Source organism: Haliea sp., assembly GCF_040221975.1.
In the GTDB taxonomy this organism is placed as follows: Bacteria; Pseudomonadota; Gammaproteobacteria; order Pseudomonadales; family Halieaceae; genus Haliea.
In genome coordinates, this window is sequence record NZ_JAVJWR010000036.1 from 1 (window position 1) to 18,588 (window position 18,588).

The following is an 18,588-nucleotide window of genomic DNA, read 5'->3' on the forward strand; positions in this document are numbered from 1 at the left end:
AACCTGGTGACGCTGTGCCGATTCCATCACCGTCAGTTACACCGCGGGTGCTTCGATATTCGCCTCAACGGCGACTCCGCGGAGATTCTGGCGCCAGATGATGGTTAGGGGCCGTGGCTTCCGACGGGAAAGAGCGCCCCCTTGAGGTTCTGGCACCGGAGGATTTTCAGGGGCAGTGGCTTCCAGGGGAACGGGGCTCCCTTAAAACCAGCAAGACTTTTCTGGTGCCCAGGGCCGGCACGAAAGGTCCAGTATTGCGACCGCCATAATCCGCGATAACCGGGTTTACTTTAGCTGGATCAAGCTGGCCATGCGGCCGGTGGTACCTTCACGGCGGTAGGAGTAGAAGCGCCGGGGATCGCTCAGGGTGCAGAGCCCACCGCCGTGGACGGCACCGACACCGGCTTTCTGCAACCGTATTCGGGCCAGGGCGTAGAGGTCCAACAGGAACCGGCCCATACGAGGAGATGGTGCGAAGGCGGTTTCCACTTCCACCACTGCACTGGCGACCACCCCCGCATCGGCTGCCGCGGCATCGGTCGTCTCGGGACGGGCCACCCCAGCGACCGCTGCGGCAATATAGGCATCGCGTACCTCGGGGCCAACTTCAAAGGCGGCCGGGCCGATGGCCGGTCCCAGCCAGGCCAGCAGCTCGCCGGGATCAACTGGCAGGGCAGCCACCGTGGCCTCAAGGACCCCGTCACACAGACCGCGCCAGCCCGCGTGGGCGGCTGCAACCACCGAGGCGGCACGGTCGCAGAACAACACCGGCAGGCAATCGGCGGTGAGCACCGCGCAGGCAATACCGGGTTCGCTGGTCCAGCAGGCGTCGGCCTCGGGCACAGCGCCGCTGCGGGAGGCCCGTACTACACCAGTACCGTGTACCTGCCGCAGCCACTGCACTGACGTTCCCGCCGGCAGCGCGCGCTGGAGGATGGCGCGGTTTGCCTGCACTGCCAGCGGGTCATCACCAACATGGTCGCCCAGGTTCAGTCCCTGCCAGGGTCCTGTGCTGTCACCGCCTTCCCGGGTTGTGACCAGGGCGCTGACCCCGCCCGGTGCCGGCCAATCAGGCCTGATCAGGACGGGCGTTGACACTGTCTTCTTCCGTCAGCACCTGCAGGAGTTCCACCATATCCGGTGGCAACGGACAGTCAAACTGCATCGCCTCACCGGTCACCGGATGAATCAGACCCAGGGACTCCGCGTGCAGGGCCTGGCGCGGAAACCTGCGCAGGGCCTCGATCAGGCGCTCGGAGGCACCCTTCGGGATCCGCGGGCGGCCGCCGTACAGGGGGTCGCCAATCAGGGGATAGTGGCGATGCGCCATGTGCACCCGGATCTGGTGGGTGCGGCCGGTCTCCAGGTTCACGGCGATGCGGGTGTGGTGGGCAAAGCGCCTGGTCACCTTGTAGTGGGTAATAGCGGGCTTGCCGCCGGTAGCAACCACCGCCATTTTCTTGCGTTGGCGGGGGTGACGGCCAATGGGCTCGTCAATGGTGCCACCGCCGGTCATGGCACCGATGCAGACCGCGCAGTACTGGCGCTTGACCGTACGGGCCTGCAGTTGCGCCACCAGGTGGTGGTGCGCGCTCAGGGTCTTGGCCGCTACCATGACGCCGGACGTTTCCATGTCCAGCCGATGCACGATGCCCCCCCGGGGCAGCTGCGCCATGCTCGCGGCGTGGCCGATCAAGGCGTTGACCAGGGTGCCGTCGGCGTGGCCCGCGGCGGGATGCACCACCAGGCCGGCGGGCTTGTTGAGGACCAGGATGGCTTCGTCTTCGTAGAGAATATCAAGCTCCACCGTTTCCGCCTGCCAGCTGACCTCGTCTTCAAGCAGGGCATCCACGGTCAGCTCCGCGCCGCTGCGCACCTTGTCCCGCGGCCGGCACAGCTCCCCGTCCGCGAGCAACTCCCCGCGCTTGATCCAGGTTTGCAGGCGGGAGCGTGAATAGTCCGGGAACAGACGGGCCGCAGCCTGGTCCAAGCGTTCGCCATCGAGCTCGGGGCCAACCTCGGCCCGGGCGCGGATTCTGTCTGCCATGGGAATTCCTGTTTAAGCCCCGAGGGTGATGTGGTTAAATAGCGCGCTAATGCGAACTTCCAAGTCTATCACGCCAGCGGTTGCCAACTTGTTGAAATCAGTGAAAATCACCATTGCCCTGTTCCTCGTCGCCCTGCTCTTGGGCTGCGCCGGCAAGGACGAACTTGACGAGCTCGCCGCAGACAGCGGTGAGCAGCAGATGTACGACAACGCCCAGCGCTACCTGCGCAGCCGCAATTTCGACCTGGCGGTGCGCAGCCTGCAGCTGCTGGAATCCCGCTATCCTTTCGGCAAGTATGCGGAACAGGCCCAGCTGGAACTGATTTACGCCCACCACGGGGCCTACCAGCATGAAGCAGCGGTGGAAGCCGCAGACCGCTTCATCCGCCTGCACCCGCAACACCCCAGCGTTGACTATGCCTACTACATGAAAGGCCTCTCCGCCTATAACGCCCAGTCAGACATTTTTGCCCGCTTCCTGCCCACGGATGAGAGCAGTCGGGATACCAGCCACGCCCGCGAAGCCTTTGCCGAGTTTGCCCAGCTCGTGGCCCGCTTCCCGGACAGCCCCTATGCGGCAGATGCCAAGGCGCGGATGGTGCACCTGCGCAACCTGCTGGCGCGCCATGAGATCCTGGTCGCCAACTACTACTTCCGGCGCGGTGCCTACCTGGCCGCCGCCAACCGTGGCCGCTATGTGGTAGAGAATTTCCAGCGCACCCCCGCCGTCGCCGACGGACTGGCAGTCATGGCACAGGGCTATATCCTGCTGGGCATGAACGACCTCGCCGAGGATGCCATTGAGGTTCTGAGGCTGAACTATCCGGACTACCCGGCCCTGGACCGGGACGGCAAATTCGTCAGCGACTACGATCTGGACGGTGCCAACCGCTCGATCATCAACCGGGCGACCTTCGGCCTCTTCGACCCGCCGCAAGTACCCCAGTTCGACAGCCGCGCTCTGTATAAATAGGCGCCGCATCTATAAACAAGCGCCGCCTCAATAAATAGGCACCGCCTCGATACACAGGACAAGCGCCGCCTCAGTCCCCCAGAGCCCAGGCCGAGGTAATCGGATAGCGGCGGTCGCGACCGAAGCCGCGGCGACTGATCCGCACCCCTATAGGCGCCTGTCGCCGCTTGTACTCGTTCAGATCCACCAATCGCAGTACGCGGTGCACCTGCTCCGCATCCAGGCCCTTGGCGATGATGGCTGAGGCACTGAAATCCTGCTCCACGTACAGCTCCAGGATCCGGTCCAGCACCGGGTAGGGCGGCAGGTTGTCCTCGTCTTTCTGGTCAGGCGCCAACTCGGCGGACGGCGGCCGGTCGATCACCCGCTGGGGAATGCACGGGCGCAGGCTGTTGCGGTAGCGCGCCAGTTCGAAGACCAGGGTCTTGGGCACATCCTTGAGCACATCGAAACCGCCGGCCATATCGCCGTAGAGCGTGGAGTACCCCACCGCCAATTCGCTCTTGTTGCCAGTGGTCAGCACCAGCAGCCCCTTCTTGTTGGAGATGGACATCAGCAGTACCCCGCGACAGCGGGCCTGCAGGTTCTGTTCCGTGGTGTCCACGCTGGTGCCGGCAAACTCCTCCTGCAGGCCCGCCATGAATGCCTCGTACATGGGCTCGATCGAAATCACCTTGTGCTTCACACCGAGCATGCGCGACTGCTCAGCCGCATCCTCCACGCTCATTTGCGCAGTGTAGCGGAAGGGCATCATTACTGCCTCGACCCGCTCCGGCCCCAGCGCTTCCACCGCCGCCGCCAGGGTCAGGGCGGAATCGATACCGCCGGACAGGCCCAGGACCACGCCGCGAAAGCGGTTCTTGTTGACGTAGTCCCGCAGTCCCAGCACCAGCGCCTGCCATACCGCCTCCAGTTCATGCAGAGGCGCAGCGATGTCCAGGCCGCTGAAGCGGATGCCGGCCTCCGTCTGCCCGGCCTGCAGCCAGTATTCTCCCTCGACAAAGTTGGGGGCCGCGGCCACCAGCTCACCCTGGGCGTCCACCGCGAAGGAACCGCCATCAAACACCAGTTCGTCCTGTCCTCCCACCTGATTGACATAGACGACAGGCAGGCTGTTGCTGCGGGCGCGATCCGCGACCAGCTCCCAGCGCTCGACGCGTTTGCCGCGATGGTAGGGCGAGGAATTGAGGTTGAGGATCAGTTCCGCGCCGGCCTCGGCGGCATCGCGCACGGGACCAGGCTCCCAGATATCCTCGCAGATCGTGAGCCCCACCAGGACCCCGGCTACTTCCACCACGCAGGGTCTGTCCCCGGCCTGAAAGTAGCGCTTCTCGTCGAACACCTGGTAATTGGGCAGACACTGCTTGTGGTACTCGGCCACAATCTCGCCCCGGTGCAGCACCGCCGCAGTATTGTACAGGGCAATACCCTCGCGCCGGGGGTACCCCAGCACGACCCAGGCGTCGCCGGTCAGGGCGGCACAAATGGCCTGCAGGGACTGGGTCACCCGCAGCTCGACGCTGGGCCGCAGCAACAAATCCTCAGGCGGATAGCCGCTCAGGGTCAATTCCGGAAACACCAGCACGGGCGCAGGTGCCTGCTCCTGGGCACGCTCGATTGCGGCGATGACCCGGGCAGTATTGCCCTCGAAGTCACCTACCCGGGTGTTCATCTGCGCCATGAGGATATTGAGGCTGGTCATGCGACTTCCGCTTTCACTGTCAGGAGGCAGCCATTTTCCGGCAAAGGCCGCGCCGCTGCCAGACCCGGTTCACATTTAGTCGTGGTGAATCGTCCGTTCACGCCGCAATCAGGCCTGCTACACTGGGCATTCCACGGCAACCAGGCACCACCCGCGCGTGAATCGACCCGCGATCCTGACACGGCCCGCTCCCCAGGGCGCCAGCCAGCAGAACCTGCTGCTGTTCCGAATCTATGTCGGCTACCGCTCGCTGCTGTCGGTGGTGCTGCTCATCATGCTGGTCAGTCCCAACACCCGGCAGCTGGTCGGCGTGCTCAACCCCACCCTGTATGTCACCGTAGCCCTCGCCTACCTGGCCACCAGCGCGCTGCTGCTGGGCTCGCTGGCGGGGGAGTGGCGCTACAACCAGCGCGGGCTGTTCGCCGTGTTTCTCATCGACATCATCGCCATCGTGCTGATGACCGACGCCAGTGGTGGCATGGAGAGCGGCCTGCCGGTGCTGCTGGTGATTACCGTGGCTGCCGCCGCGGTAATGATTCCCAACCGTACCCTGGCCACCCTGATCGCCGCACTCAGCGTATTGGCGACCCTCGCCGACACGGTCTGGCTGGTGCTGCGTGGCGCTCTCGATATCAATACACTGTTTCCGGTAGGCCTGCTGGGACTGCTGATTTTCGGCGTCTCCCTGATGGTCCAGTTCATTGCCAGCCGCCTGGGCAAGGCAGAGGAACTGGCGCGCTCCCGCGCCAGTGACCTCTACAACCTGCAGCGGCTCAACGAGCAGATCGTGCAGCACATGCAGACAGGCATCCTGTTGGTCAGCGAAAACAGTATTGTCCGGGTCATGAACAAGGCGGCGAGCATGCTGTTGTCGCCGGAGCGGCCCATCACCATGGAGCAGGGTCGCCGGCTCTGGGATTACAGTGAAGACCTCGCACGTCAGTTCGAGTACTGGCGGGACAATGGCCAGCACCGCGCGCAGCCATTTCGGGTGTCAGAATCAGCGCCGCCGGTGATCGCGCACTTTCGCGAACTGCAGCCGGGGGCCGAGCGCGAGACCCTGGTCTTCATCGAGGACTACACCCCGGTGACCCAGTACGCGCAATCCCTCAAGCTCAACTCCCTCGGACGCCTGACCGCGAGCATCGCCCACGAAATCCGCAATCCTCTGGGGGCTATCAGCCACGCCGCCCAGCTGCTGCTGGAGTCCCACGGGCTGGCAGACTCGGACCGCCGTCTCGCAGACATTATCCAGCACCACAGCCGGCGGGTGAACCAGACCGTGGAGAGCGTAATGCAGATCTCCCGCCGCGAGCCACCCAGGCCCGAGTACATCCCCCTGTGTGGTTGGTTGCCGGACTTCGTCGGCAATTACCTCGACGGGCTGGAGGATAACGCCGAGATCACCGTGGACTGCAGCTATCCGGATCTGCTGGTGGAGTTCGACCAGGAAAACCTGCAGCGGGTCCTCGGCAACCTGCTGGACAACGCCCTGCGGCACAGTAAGATGACCACTGGCCACGAGCGGGCGCGAATCGAGGTGGCACTGGATTTCAGCAAGCACCAATGCCTGATCGACGTCATTGACCACGGTGCCGGCGTGCCGTTGCAGGAACGGTCCAAGCTGTTCGAACCGTTCTACACCACCGTGCAGGAAGGCAGCGGCATGGGACTGTTCCTGTGCAAGGAACTGTGTGAAATCAACAATGCCGACCTGTACTATCGAACCACTGACCAGGGTGAGAGCTGCTTCAGGGTGGCACTGAACCAGAGGGAACTGTAGCTACCGTGAGCTCCCAGACCGTACTTATCGTCGACGACGAACCCGATATCAGGGAGCTGCTGGGCATCACCCTGAGCCGCATGGGGCTGAATTCCTCGAGCGCCGCAACCCTCGGCGAGGCGCGTGACAAGGTGGCACAGCTGCAGCCCGACCTGTGCCTGACTGACATGCGCTTGCCCGACGGTAACGGCATCAGCCTGGTGGAATATATACAGCGGGAATTCCCCGAGATCCCGGTAGCGATGATCACCGCCCACGGCAGTGTCGAAACCGCGATTGCGGCGCTCAAGGCCGGCGCCTTCGACTTCATCAGCAAGCCGATAGAGCTGGAGCGTCTGCGCAACCTGGTAAGCTCCGCCCTGCGCCTCAATGACGCACCGGCATCCACGGACGGGGATGAAGCCAGGAACAGCCGCCTGCTGGGCAATGCGCCACAGATTGTCGCCCTGCGCAGCAAGATCAGCAAACTCGCCCGCAGCCAGGCGCCAGTGCATATCCACGGTGAATCCGGAGTCGGCAAGGAAGTCGTCGCCCGGATGATCCACAGCAACGGCCCGCGGGCGGAGCAGCCGTTTATCGCGGTGAACTGCGGCGCCATTCCCCACGAGTTGATGGAAAGCGAGTTCTTCGGCCATCTCAAGGGCAGCTTCACCGGTGCCAACCGCGACAAGCTGGGACTGTTCCAGGCGGCCGACTGTGGCACCCTGTTCCTTGATGAAATCGCCGATCTGCCGCTGCCGATGCAGGTCAAGCTGCTGCGGGCAATACAGGAAAAGGCGGTGCGCCCGGTGGGCGGCAGCGAGGAGCAGGCAATTGACGTCCGCCTGCTGAGCGCGACCCACAAAAATCTTGCGGCGGAGGTCGCGGCGGGCTATTTCCGCAATGACCTGTACTACCGCGTCAACGTCATTGATCTGCAGGTACCCAGTCTGCGCGAGCGCCTCGAAGACCTCCCGATACTCGCACCGGCACTGCTCGCACGTATCTGTGCCAGCACGGACACGCCACTGCCCACGATTTCACCGGCCGCCATGGCAGCCCTGCAGCAGTACCGGTTTCCCGGCAATGTGCGAGAACTGGAGAATATCCTGGAACGAGCGGTCGCCCTGGCCGAGGGCGAGGTGATCAACGAGGATGACCTGCAGTTTGCGCCGCAGCCAGCGCCTGCCCAGCTGGCCCGGGGCGAGGGCCTGGACGTCGAAGCTGCCTTCGGCAATCTGGAAGGCTATCTGGAAGATATCGAGCGGCAGATTCTGAGCGCCGCCCTGGAGCAGTGCCGCTGGAACAAGACCGCCACCGCCAAGCTGCTGGGGGTGACTTTCCGCAGTCTGCGGTACCGGCTGCAGAAGCTGCAGCTGGATGACTGAAGCGGGCCTCCCTACCAGCATTCCCCCACACCACCGGGACCGGTTGCGCTGCGCACACCGTCCGAGTCAATACCCAGAGTGCCACAGCGCTGGTCCCCGGCCTGTTGCCCGACCGGGCGCGCCAGCGCCCTGAAACGGTAGGCTTCCACGTCCTGCAGGGAAATCTCGTAGAGGGCACCCGCCGTCACCTCCTGCCCCTGGGCACCAATGCCAACAGCGGTGGGCAGGGAGTAGCCCAGTGCGGTCAGGTCATTCGCATACTGCCGGTGACTGATGAAGAAGTGCTCCTGCCGCGCCGCCAGCTGCAATAGTTCAGCGGTGGCGACCACCCGCCGCGCCTTGCGCGCCTGCTCACTGTAGACCGGCATCACCAACAGCAACAGCAATCCGAGCAGCAGCATGACCACCAGCAGTTCCAGTAGCGTGATCCCGTGTGCTCGCCAGCCAGGACCAGACACCGTGGCAGACCTCACAGGCGGTCAATTCCCGGCTGGCGCCAGTAAACCTGCAACAGGCGTGGCGTCAGCGAGCGCTGCAGGGGCCCCGGAAGCAGCATTCCGTCCGGGTCACCGGGCACCGCCGCGCCGCCCGAGGGCAACAGGAGATAATCGCCCACGCGGAGAATCTCTGCCGGGATACCCTCGCCCAGATCAAAGGCGCGGCCACCGCCCGCCAACGCAGCGCCATCCGCAAGCGCCATGACATAGAGCCTTCCTTGCCCCGGCGTACGTGCACAGGGGTCGGCCGACGGGGTAAAACTGCTCATGAACACCCGGCCCGCATCCAACACCGGCCTCGCCAGCCCTTTTTCGCCGGGGCCCTCCAGGGCGATTTTCCAGCCCTGGGTCAGCGTATCAGCGCAGCTCATCCCACTATTGCTGTTGCAACCGGTCTGGTCACTGAGATCCGCGAGTCGCACAGGCTCGCGCTCTCGCACCGCAGGATCGCCGCTGGTGCTGAGGTAGTCCTTCAGGTAGAAATGAAAATTCTCGACCCCGATTGCGGCAGGATGCGCCCGGTCGCCGCTGGAAATCAGGACGCCGTCCACCCGCTGCCCCCGCTCGGTGCGGGTCTGTACAAGTTCCGCCGCGTGGAAGAAACGGCGGTTGTCGGCCCCGGTGCCGCCAAGCACTGCAAACAGGGTCACGGACCAGTTATCTGCCCGGTGGTTCAGGTCATCGCCGTGTCCCGGCGGCAGATCGATACGCCATATCCTGCCACCGGTGTCACCCACATAGAGACGATGAATGTAGCCCGCGGCATCGGTGAGCGCGGCGACGTCGGCGGCTATGCTGGCACCCAGTTCGGCGTGGGCATGGTGCCTGTTGCTGCGAGCGCCGGTGGTGCCTTGGACCGCCTTCCAGATCAGCTCGCCGCTGCGCGCATCGACGATATACACCGCATTGCCACCATCCTGGTAACCGCCGCCGAAGATCAGCACGTCGCGACCTCTGCCGCCGAACTTGACCCTACCCACCAGGGGCGTGGAAAAACTCAGGCCCAGCTCATCAAAGTCACCCCCCTGGGTGCGGGCAATGACCCATTGCAACCGCGGCGGCAGGGTCGGATCACTCATGTCCAGCGCATAATAGCTGGGCCCGCCGCGGCGCAGGCCAAAATAGACCAGCACCTCGTCGCCCTCCTCCGCGCGCAGATTGCCATCCCCGTTTCGATCGGTCAGCAGCGCGACCGGACTGCCATCGACACCGTAGCGAAACTGGCTTGCCGGCAGCGCGCCCGCCCGGCGCAGGCGCAGATTCGCCAGCAGCTCGCGGGGCATGAACCCGTATAGCTCGCGCCCACTCTCCCGGCCCTGGGAGTCGGTGTTTTCCAGCACATGCAGGAACCCTTCGCCACTACCGAAGAGTACCCTGATATTGGGATTGGCTGCGTCGTGGCCGGGACCGACGGCACCGTAGTTGATTGCCAGCGGCCGCGAGTGCAGCACCTCTCCCAGCAGCCAATCCCGGGGGCGAGGTGGATCCTCGCCCACCTCCCAGCCCCGGGCCCAACGCAGCAACGACAGAGCGTGCGCCGAATCCTCCGTGCCCAGCCAGGGCGCCAGCTCCTGTGCCGTGAGCAGGTCGGCATTGAGTGGCAACAGGTCGGCTCCCACCGCGGCCTCGGTGAAAAGCTGGCGACTGCCAATACCGTTGACCTCACCCACGGTGCCAGCTGCTGAATCCAGGCCGGGAATTCTCTGGCCCGCACCGCCGCGGGCGACCGCGGCTCCGTCCACACTGGCGGCAGCTTCATCGCCGGTTGTCGCGGGCGCAAAAACGCCGGGGTCGGTCCAGAAGGTGAGCGCCCGGGCGCTGATCTGCCCCCGCAATGGCCCCGACTGTTCAAGCCCCTCGTCACCCTGGCTATCGACGACTGCCGCCTGCACCGCCGGACTGTCTGGCAAGCTCGCCGGGATCTCCGACGCTTCGTGTGCAACCAGCCTGAGTTTTTTCAGATTGCCGCGCCAGCCGATGCGCGGCCGCGCCTCGAACATCCCGAGGTAGAGGTCGCGCGGCATGCCGCCGGGACCGGCGCCCACCGGGGGACCGATGGCGGTCACCAGACTGTGGCGGCGGCTCACCAGGCCGAGCAGCCGCTCCGCCAGACTGCGCCGCAACGCCACGGGGTCCGCTACCGGCAATGCCGCGCCGCGGGCCAGGGGTGTGGAGCTGAACGTGAGCACCTGGAACTCGGCGCACATGCCTTCTTCCTGCGGCGGGTATTGCCGGCGCAGCACATGATACAGGGTGTCGCCCGCCGCGGAGTCCTCACCTCCTGCCGGATCCGGGTCCGGATCCAGGCGGGCCGCAATAGCGCTGGCGAGCGTGCTGCGCTGGTCCCCGAGTCGACGATATTCCGGCGCGGTGCCACTAGCATCTGGCGCCGCCAGCGCCAGCTGGATATCCTCCAGTTGGGGTGAGGCCAGCAGTGTCTCCAGTGCCGCAGCCAGGGCCCTGGCTGCGGCCCCCGGTTGCACGTCCAGCACCAGCAACAGGTGTACCCGGGATGGGTCAGGGACATGGATATCGATATCATCCGCCTGCCCCGGCGCAGCCAGCAGCAATGCCAGCCAACACCGGGCAAGACTGCGAACCACCACTCTCAGGTTGCCTTTACTCCGCATAATGACCTCCTTGGGTATCAGGGCACCTCCACCGGCAGCAGCAGGGTCACGCCCTGCACAACCTCGGCACTGCCGAAACCGGCCGCGGTGCCGTCAATGACTACCTGCAGTTCGAAGTTCGCCGCCCACCACGCGCCGGCACCCGAGGCCCGCGCCTGCGACAGCCGCAAATCCGGTGCCGGTGCGAACAGCGGACCGCGGCGGGTAATCCGGTATTCCAGCCCGGAGCCCTCGGGCAGCCCATGACCTGCCACAGGCGCAGGTAATATGGGCCGGGCGCAAGCCGAGTCCTGGCCGCAAAGGCTGTCACCCACCGGCAGATCCGGCGGGAAATGGGCCGGCCTGAGTGCAAGCGCCCGGGCAATGCCGAGGGCACGCTGCAGGGCCTGCTCCCGAAATTGATCGTTACCGGCCAGGCGAAACTCAAGCGCGCTGCCCCGCAACGATGTGCCGGCGATTACCGCCAGCAGCAGCAGGAACACCATGACCAGTAGCAGGATATAGCCGCCGGACCACTCCCGGGTTGCGCAACCGCGTGACATTGATCGCAGCGGCACAGGCACAGTGCTATCCCGCCACTGGCCACACGGCCGCATTGCGTAACTGCACGGTGGCGCTGAACACACGCCGCAAATAGCCATCGCCCGCAATGTCCACCGTGGTCTGGCCCAGCCGGTACTGTCGGTTGTCGCGATAACCCTGGAGGGGTGTCAGTCCGCGCTGGAGCAGATGGACACGGGCGCTGACTGCCCGCTGCAATTGCGCCGCGGTGGGATAACGCAGGTAGAAGTCCGGGACCCCGTCGCCGCTCCGGTCAACCCCGAACTCAAGTCGCAGGTACTCGACGCCCTCCACCAGACACTGGGTGAGCATACCGGAAGGGGCCAGTCCCGCCGCGCAAAGCGTGGGTATCGCATCGGCGGGTTCGGTGGAAAAACGCCGCACATGAAAGATGCGCGGGTACAACCGCCAGTACCAGCTGCCGCTGCCGGCCACCACTTCGGTGGTGTCGACCCGGCCCGCCTGCCACCAGCTGGCGTTGGCGCCATGCTCGTGCCAGCGCAGATACCAATGCCCGCTGTCTGGCGAGGACACCCCCGGCGCATACAGGCCATTGGCCAGCGTCGCTTCACCGGCCACGCGCCTGATCGCCAGCAGGTCGCTGCCCTGCTGCAGGGCCGACGCCGGCAAACACTCCAGGTTGACGCCCGCGACGGTGCGCGGCGGCCCGCCTCGATAATCAGGTTGCAGATCAATTGCCGGCAGCGGCCCCAGAGGCCACTGCCCGGCCACATCACAGCCGGGACCCGTCGCCGGCGGCGGGGGCAATACGCTGCCATCGATGCCGCCGAAAAAACCTGCCAGCAGCAACTCCCGTCGCAGCAGGTTGACCGCATAGCGGCCGTTCTCCTGCAGCCGGGCCATCTCGTCGCCCACCAGGTACTGGCGCTTGCTCTCGAGATACAGGGCAATGACGGCGGCCGAGAGCACCAGTCCAAGGGCCAGCGACACCAGCAGGGCGGTGAGAGATACTCCAGCCTGGCGCATTTTCACTCCCCGGCACCAGAATCCGGCGCCCCGATCCAGCTCTGCATGACCAGCACACGGCGCAATTCATCGGCGGGACCGTACCACCCGCCGCCACTCCCGCAACTGGATTCCCCGGGGCTGGCCATCGGTTCGAGCCCGCGCCAGGCAATCGCCACGCTCACCCTGCCCGCGGTAACGGCAACACAGGCGCGAGGTTCCAGCAGGCCCGCAACCGCCGCCTGCGCGCCATCGACAGTCACCACAGTCGCCGCGCCTGCAAGCAGTTGCAGCCATTCCGCGAGATCGTGTTCAGCGAGTTCCGCGGGGCTACAACCCGGACTTCCACCAGCTGCGGCCGCCAATCGGGCACAGGCGCGCGGCGATGACGCCGCACTTGCGGGGGCGACGTTATCCAGCCGATAGGCCTCCAGCTGCCGCGGATTGCTGCGCATGCGTTCCAGCAGGTCCCGGGCCAGCTCCGTGGCGACGGACCGCTGCAGGGCTTCCATGCCATGCTGCTTCGCGCTTATCTGCGCCCCCAGCAATCCCAGCAGGCCCAGCGCAAATACGAGTGCCGCGACCAGGACTTCGATCAGGCCCAGCCCGGCCTGCCTGCCGTTCACTGCAACGCCTCCCCGGGACACTCGCCCCACCCTCGCACCAGGCGCGAGCGCCCGACAATGTTCATCACCAGGCTCCAGGAGGCCAGCTGCGACTGTGCGCGCGAGCAAATCATGAGGGTCCGGTTGCGGCCGGCGGAGCCGTCAGGCATGAAGGTAATCAGATCGTCCGCGAGTCGGGTGCCGCTGCGATTACTGAGCTGCAACTGCGGGTGCATCGGCGCCCAGGCCCGCACCAGGCTGTCGGGATCGATCTCCGGCTCCCGACCGGGGTTGCTGAACACGATCCAGCCGCCACGGTAGTTACCGTCGCAGCCCAGTGCGCCGGACACCGCGTAACTGGAGGGGCACAGGCTCACGGGGAGATTGCGGCGCACCGCCTCGCTGCGGGCCAGATTCAGCGCCGCCAGCAGCCGGGTCGCCTCGGTCCGCATCTGCGTCCGCTGCTGCAGGCCCTGAAATCCGGGTACCGCCACCGCCGTGAGTATGCCCAGCAGGGCGAGCACCAGCATCAGCTCCACCAGGGTCAGGCCCCGGGCTGGTTTGCCTTTGAACATCCTGTTCACGAAACACCTCCCTGTTGCCTTTCAGCTTACCCGGGAGACGGCGCATTGCCAGCGAACGGCGGCATCTGATGAAAGGCGAGCAGGAGGTGATGGGCGCGGGCGAAGCCAGGGGCCCGGGGAGCGGCAGGAATCAGATATCGCGGCTGGGAATCCGCAGCTCCCGGGGCAGGGAGAAGGTCACGTGTTCCGGGCGCCCGAGCAGCTCCACCGGGGCAGTCGCACCCAGATCCTGCAGGCCCTGGACCACTTCGGCCACCAGCACTTCCGGCGCCGAGGCACCGGCGGTCACGCCAATGCGCTTCTTGCCCTGCAGCCAGGCCGGGTCAATATCCCCTGCGCTGTCCAGCAGGTGAGCCTCGGCCCCCATGCGCTCGGCAAGCTCCCGCAGGCGGTTGGAATTGGAGCTGTTGGGGGAACCGACCACCAGTACCAGATCGCACTCGGCCGCCAGCTGCTTGACTGCATCCTGGCGATTCTGGGTGGCGTAGCAGATGTCGTCCTTGCGCGGCCCCTGAATATGGGGAAAGCGTCTGCGCAGGGCGTCGATCACCCGCGCCGTGTCGTCCACAGAGAGCGTGGTCTGGGTCACGTAATAGAGCTTTTCCGGGTTGCGCACCACCAGGCTGGCTGCCTGCGCCTCATCCTCGACCAGATAGATCTCGCCACCGGCACTGCGGTCGTACTGCCCCATGGTCCCCTCCACCTCGGGATGGCCGCGGTGACCGATCAATACGCACTCGCTGCCATCGTCGCTGTAGCGCGACACTTCGATGTGCACCTTGGTCACCAGCGGGCAGGTGGCATCGAACACTTTCAGTCCACGCCGGCCCGCTTCCCTGCGCACCGCCTGGGAGACGCCGTGGGCGCTGAAGATGACAATGCAATCATCGGGAACCTCTTCCAGCTCATCGACAAACAACGCCCCGCGAGAGCGCAGGTCCTCGACCACGAACTTGTTGTGCACCACTTCATGGCGGACATAGATCGGGGCCCCGAAAATCTCCAGGGCACGATTGACGATATCGATGGCGCGATCCACTCCGGCGCAAAAACCGCGGGGATTCGCCAGCCGGATTTCCATCAGTGCAGCTCCGCCGGCTCGACCCGGTGCACCAGTACGTCGAAGTGGATGGTGCGCCCGGCCAGAGGATGGTTGAAATCCACGGTCACCTCTTCCTCGTCGAACGCCACGATCAGGCCGGGCAGTTCACCACCGGCGGCGTCGGCAAAGGAAAATACCAGGCCCACTTCAAGCTCGGCGTCGTCATCGAAATGCTCACGCGCCAGGACCTGGACGTTATTGTCATTGGGCTGGCCGAACGCGTCCTCCGGCAGCACGGTGAACATCTGCCGCTGGCCCGGGGCCATGCCAAACAACAGCCGCTCGAAACCGGGCAGCAGGCTGCCGTCGCCAACCACGAAATTCACCGGCTCGCCGCCAAAATTGCTGTCCACCTCGGAGCCGTCCTCCAGGCTGACAGAGAAGTTCAGGAAGACGCGGGTGCCTTCGCTTACGGGTACGTCAAGGGTCACGGTGTCTTGCTCACGAGGGGTCATTTGCCTCCGTTGCTGTCCGGCCGCGAGGCCAGCAGGCTATCGAGAATCATCAGTGCAGCGCCGACGGTGATGGCCGAGTCCGCGATATTGAAGGCGGGGAAGAAGTAGCCGCCGTAATGTACCGAGATGAAGTCCACCACATGTCCCAGCACTACCCGGTCCCACAGGTTGCCTATGGCACCGCCAAGAATCAAGGCCAAAGACAGTGGCAGCAGGCGCTGGGTCGCAGGTAGCCGGTACAACCACACTACCAGAATTGCGCTGATCATCACGGCAATCGCGCTGAAGAAGTAACGCTGCCAGCCACCTGCATCACTGAGAAAGCTGAAGGCCGCACCGGGGTTGTACTGCAGGGTCAGGTTGAACCAGCTGGTCAGCACCAGCGGGCGGCCGTACTCCAGGTACTGTTCCGCCATACCCTTGGCCAGCTGGTCCAGCACGATGATCAGCAGCGCCAAGGCATACCAGGCGCCGGTCTGTAGCGTCCTAGGCAAAGTGGCGCTGCTCCCCGGGTCCGTCGATGTTCTCGACACAGCGACCACACAGGGTCGGGTGGGCGCCGTGGCTGCCCACGTCCGGGCGCCGGTGCCAGCAGCGCTCGCACTTCTCCTCCTGCGCCACACTGACCTGCAGGCGCAGGCCGGCGAGTTCAGTCGTCGCGGCGGCATCGGGCGCGGATGCCAGCGGCTGCAAGGTCGCAGCGGAAGTAATGAGCACAAAGCGCAGCTCGTCGGCCAGCTGCTCCAGCAGGCTCTGCAGCTCCGGCGAGACAAACAGGGTGACAGTGGTATCCAGGGAACCGCGCACCAGGCCTGCAGCCCTTTGCACTTCAATCTCCCGGTTGACCGCGACGCGCACCGCCATCACCTGCTGCCAGTAATCGCGGCCCATGGCTTCGCCATCGGCGAGGGTGTGCAGCTGCTCGTACCACTGACACAGGAAGACGGATTCACCGCGCTCGCCGGGCAGGTTCTCCCAGATCTCCTCGGCGGTGAAGCTGAGGATGGGCGCCACCCAGCGCACCAGCGCCTCGGCAATGTGGTAGAGAGCGGTCTGTGCCGAGCGCCGGGCGCGGCTGTCGGCGCGGGTGGTGTACTGGCGATCCTTGATCACGTCCAGGTAGAAACCGCCCAGGTCGTGGGCGCAGAAGGTGTGCAGCTTCTGGTAGATCACGTGGAACTGGTAGTCTTCGTAGGCCTGCTCAATCTCCGCCTGCAGGCGCGCCGCACGGTCGATTGCCCAGCGATCGAGAGACAGCTGTTCTGCAGCCGGCAGGGCATGCTGCGCCGGGTCGAAGCCATTGAGGTTGGCCAGCAGGAAGCGGGCGGTATTGCGGATACGGCGGTAGGCGTCGGCGGTGCGCTTGAAAATCTCGTCCGACACGGCCACTTCGCCGCGAAAATCGGCTCCGGCCACCCACAGGCGCAGGATATCGGCTCCCAGGTCGTTCATCGCCTTTTTCGCGGGGATGATGTTGCCCAGGGACTTGGACATCTTGCGACCCTGCCCGTCCACAGTGAAGCCGTGGGTGAGCACGCTCTTGTAGGGGGCCTCGCCATAGGCGCCGATACTGGTCAGCAGGGAGGACTGGAACCAGCCGCGGTGCTGGTCGGAACCTTCCAGGTAAAGGTCCGCAGGGGCCTGCAGACCCTCCCTCTGGCGCAGTACACAGGCGTGGGTCACGCCGGAATCGAACCAGACATCCAGGGTATCCGTTACTTTTTCGTACTCGGCGGCCTCGTCCCCCAGCAATTCCCCGGGCTCGAGGTCAAACCAGGCGTCGATGCCCCGCTCCTCGATGCGCCCCGCCACCTGCTCCATGAGCTCGCCGGTACGCGGGTGCAATGCGCCGCTCTCGGTGTGGATGAACAGGGCGATGGGCACCCCCCAGGTGCGCTGCCGGGAAATACACCAGTCGGGACGGCTGGCGAGCATGGCATCGATGCGCGCCTTGCCCCACTCGGGCAGCCACTGCACGTTCTCTACCGCCGCCTTTGCGCCCTGCAACAGGCCGTTCTGCTGCATGCTCACGAACCACTGCGGGGTGGCGCGGAAGATGATCGGGGTTTTGTGCCGCCAGCAGTGGGGATAGGAATGTTCATAGTCCTCGTGGTGCAGGAGGACGCCGCGTTCACGCAGCAGATCCACGATGGCAGCATTGGCTTTCATCACATGCTGGCCGGCGAAATAAGGGGTTTCGGGCAGGAAAACGCCGTTGCCGCCGACGGGATTGAACACCTCGAGGCCGTATTGCTCCCCCACCACGTAGTCGTCCTGGCCATGGGCCGGGGCGGTGTGCACCGCACCGGTACCGGCCTCGGTGGTCACGTGCTCGCCAAGCACCACCGGCACCTGCCGGTCGAGGAAGGGATGCTGCAGCAGTTGCCGGTCCAGCGCCGCGCCCTTGCAACGTCCCAGCACTGTCATGCCCGGCAGGCCAAAGCGCTCGACACAGGCAGCCGCCAGCTCCTCCGCGACCAGCAGCGCCCTGCCTTCGCCCGCAAGCAGGACATAATCCAGCTCGGGGTGCAGGCTCACGGCCATGCTGGCGGGCAGGGTCCAGGGTGTCGTGGTCCAGATCGGTATCGCGATCTCGCCGGAATACTCGCTGCCACAGGCGGCATTCACTGCCACCGGATCCAGGGCCGCGTAGGCCACGTCGATGGCCGGCGAATGCTTGTCCTTGTACTCGACCTCGGCCTCCGCCAGGGCGGAGCCGCAGTCCAGGCACCAGTGCACCGGCTTGAAACCCTTGTGCAGGTGACCGTTGTCAATGATGCGGGACAGGGTGCGCACGATATCCGCCTCAAAGCGGAAGTTCATGGTCAGGTAGGGATTGGTCCAGTCGCCCAGTACGCCCATGCGCATGAAATCCTCGCGCTGGGCATCCACCTGGCTGGCGGCATACTCGCGGCACTTCTGACGAAATTCCGCGGGCGTGACCTTGCCCCCGGGCTTGCCCACCTTTTTCTCCACATTCAGTTCGATGGGCAGGCCGTGGCAGTCCCAGCCCGGCACGTACGGGGCGTCAAAGCCCGCCAGGCTGCGCGACTTCACGATGATGTCCTTCAGGACCTTGTTGACTGCGTGACCGACGTGCAACTCGCCGTTGGCATAGGGCGGGCCATCGTGCAGGATGAATTTGGGACGGCCGGCAGCGGCCCGACGGATCTTCCCGTACAGGTCCATCTCCTGCCACTGTTGCAGGCGTTGTGGTTCCCGCTGGGCCAGGCTGGCTTTCATCGGGAACGCTGTCTGCGGCAGGTTCAGCGTGTCCTTGTATTCACTCATGCAACTCTCAATCCCGTTTCAATAC

General features: G+C 65.1%; 16 protein-coding genes. 3 read left to right on the top strand and 13 right to left on the bottom strand.

The window, feature by feature from the left end; genetic code table 11:
- Window positions 1–285: 285 nt before the first annotated feature.
- Complete coding sequence (gene pgeF, locus RLO07_RS18255) at window positions 286–1,098, bottom strand: peptidoglycan editing factor PgeF (protein WP_462293578.1); 813 nt, start codon at window positions 1,096–1,098, stop codon at window positions 286–288.
- A complete protein-coding gene (rluD, locus tag RLO07_RS18260) occupies window positions 1,070–2,047 on the bottom strand; it encodes a 23S rRNA pseudouridine(1911/1915/1917) synthase RluD (protein ID WP_462293579.1) in 978 nt (325 codons plus the stop codon). Before rluD ends, pgeF begins: the two co-directional genes overlap by 29 nt.
- Before the next feature lie 91 nt (window positions 2,048–2,138).
- On the opposite strand from rluD, the gene RLO07_RS18265 reads away from it, so the two are divergent.
- Window positions 2,139–3,020, top strand: a complete 882-nt coding sequence (locus tag RLO07_RS18265) for an outer membrane protein assembly factor BamD (RefSeq protein WP_462293580.1) — start codon at window positions 2,139–2,141, stop codon at window positions 3,018–3,020.
- A 70-nt stretch (window positions 3,021–3,090) separates the two neighbouring features.
- Here RLO07_RS18265 and RLO07_RS18270 read toward each other — a convergent pair whose 3' ends face one another.
- Entirely contained in the window at window positions 3,091–4,722 is a 1,632-nt protein-coding gene (locus RLO07_RS18270) for an NAD+ synthase (protein WP_462293581.1), read from the bottom strand.
- Window positions 4,723–4,879: 157 nt separating this feature from the next.
- Between RLO07_RS18270 and RLO07_RS18275 the strand changes: the two genes are divergently transcribed.
- Both RLO07_RS18275 and RLO07_RS18280 read left to right on the top strand, forming a co-directional pair.
- Window positions 4,880–6,505, top strand: coding sequence for a sensor histidine kinase (locus RLO07_RS18275; protein WP_462293582.1), 1,626 nt, complete (start codon window positions 4,880–4,882; stop codon window positions 6,503–6,505).
- 5 nt (window positions 6,506–6,510) lie between these two features.
- Window positions 6,511–7,872: a sigma-54-dependent transcriptional regulator gene (locus RLO07_RS18280; protein ID WP_462293583.1), complete on the top strand. Its 1,362-nt coding sequence runs from the start codon at window positions 6,511–6,513 to the stop codon at window positions 7,870–7,872.
- 11 nt (window positions 7,873–7,883) lie between these two features.
- On the opposite strand, the gene RLO07_RS18285 is transcribed toward RLO07_RS18280, so the two are convergent.
- The 10 genes from RLO07_RS18285 to ileS form a co-directional block, all read right to left on the bottom strand.
- Window positions 7,884–8,330, bottom strand: coding sequence for a type IV pilin protein (locus tag RLO07_RS18285; RefSeq protein WP_462293584.1), 447 nt, complete (start codon window positions 8,328–8,330; stop codon window positions 7,884–7,886).
- Window positions 8,331–8,341: 11 nt separating this feature from the next.
- Window positions 8,342–10,999, bottom strand: a complete 2,658-nt coding sequence (locus RLO07_RS18290; protein WP_462293585.1) for a pilus assembly protein — start codon at window positions 10,997–10,999, stop codon at window positions 8,342–8,344.
- Window positions 11,000–11,016: 17 nt separating this feature from the next.
- A complete protein-coding gene (locus RLO07_RS18295; RefSeq protein ID WP_462293586.1) occupies window positions 11,017–11,541 on the bottom strand; it encodes a hypothetical protein in 525 nt (174 codons plus the stop codon).
- Between the two features lie 25 nt (window positions 11,542–11,566).
- Complete coding sequence (locus RLO07_RS18300) at window positions 11,567–12,547, bottom strand: PilW family protein (protein ID WP_462293587.1); 981 nt, start codon at window positions 12,545–12,547, stop codon at window positions 11,567–11,569.
- A 2-nt stretch (window positions 12,548–12,549) separates the two neighbouring features.
- Window positions 12,550–13,152 (bottom strand): type IV pilus modification protein PilV, encoded by a 603-nt coding sequence (gene pilV / locus RLO07_RS18305; protein WP_462293588.1) that lies wholly within the window; start codon window positions 13,150–13,152, stop codon window positions 12,550–12,552.
- The gene (locus RLO07_RS18310; RefSeq protein ID WP_462293927.1) at window positions 13,149–13,706 is read right to left on the bottom strand and encodes a GspH/FimT family pseudopilin; all 558 of its coding nucleotides are present in this window, start codon (window positions 13,704–13,706) and stop codon (window positions 13,149–13,151) included. The genes pilV and RLO07_RS18310 overlap by 4 nt, the downstream gene beginning before the upstream one ends.
- A gap of 139 nt (window positions 13,707–13,845) precedes the next feature.
- A complete protein-coding gene (ispH, locus tag RLO07_RS18315) occupies window positions 13,846–14,796 on the bottom strand; it encodes a 4-hydroxy-3-methylbut-2-enyl diphosphate reductase (protein WP_462293589.1) in 951 nt (316 codons plus the stop codon).
- Complete coding sequence (locus tag RLO07_RS18320) at window positions 14,796–15,272, bottom strand: FKBP-type peptidyl-prolyl cis-trans isomerase (RefSeq protein WP_462293590.1); 477 nt, start codon at window positions 15,270–15,272, stop codon at window positions 14,796–14,798. Before RLO07_RS18320 ends, ispH begins: the two co-directional genes overlap by 1 nt.
- Window positions 15,269–15,766: a signal peptidase II gene (gene lspA / locus RLO07_RS18325; RefSeq protein WP_462293591.1), complete on the bottom strand. Its 498-nt coding sequence runs from the start codon at window positions 15,764–15,766 to the stop codon at window positions 15,269–15,271. Before lspA ends, RLO07_RS18320 begins: the two co-directional genes overlap by 4 nt.
- Window positions 15,759–18,563, bottom strand: a complete 2,805-nt coding sequence (ileS, locus tag RLO07_RS18330) for an isoleucine--tRNA ligase (RefSeq protein ID WP_462293592.1) — start codon at window positions 18,561–18,563, stop codon at window positions 15,759–15,761. The genes lspA and ileS overlap by 8 nt, the downstream gene beginning before the upstream one ends.
- Window positions 18,564–18,588: the final 25 nt, after the last annotated feature.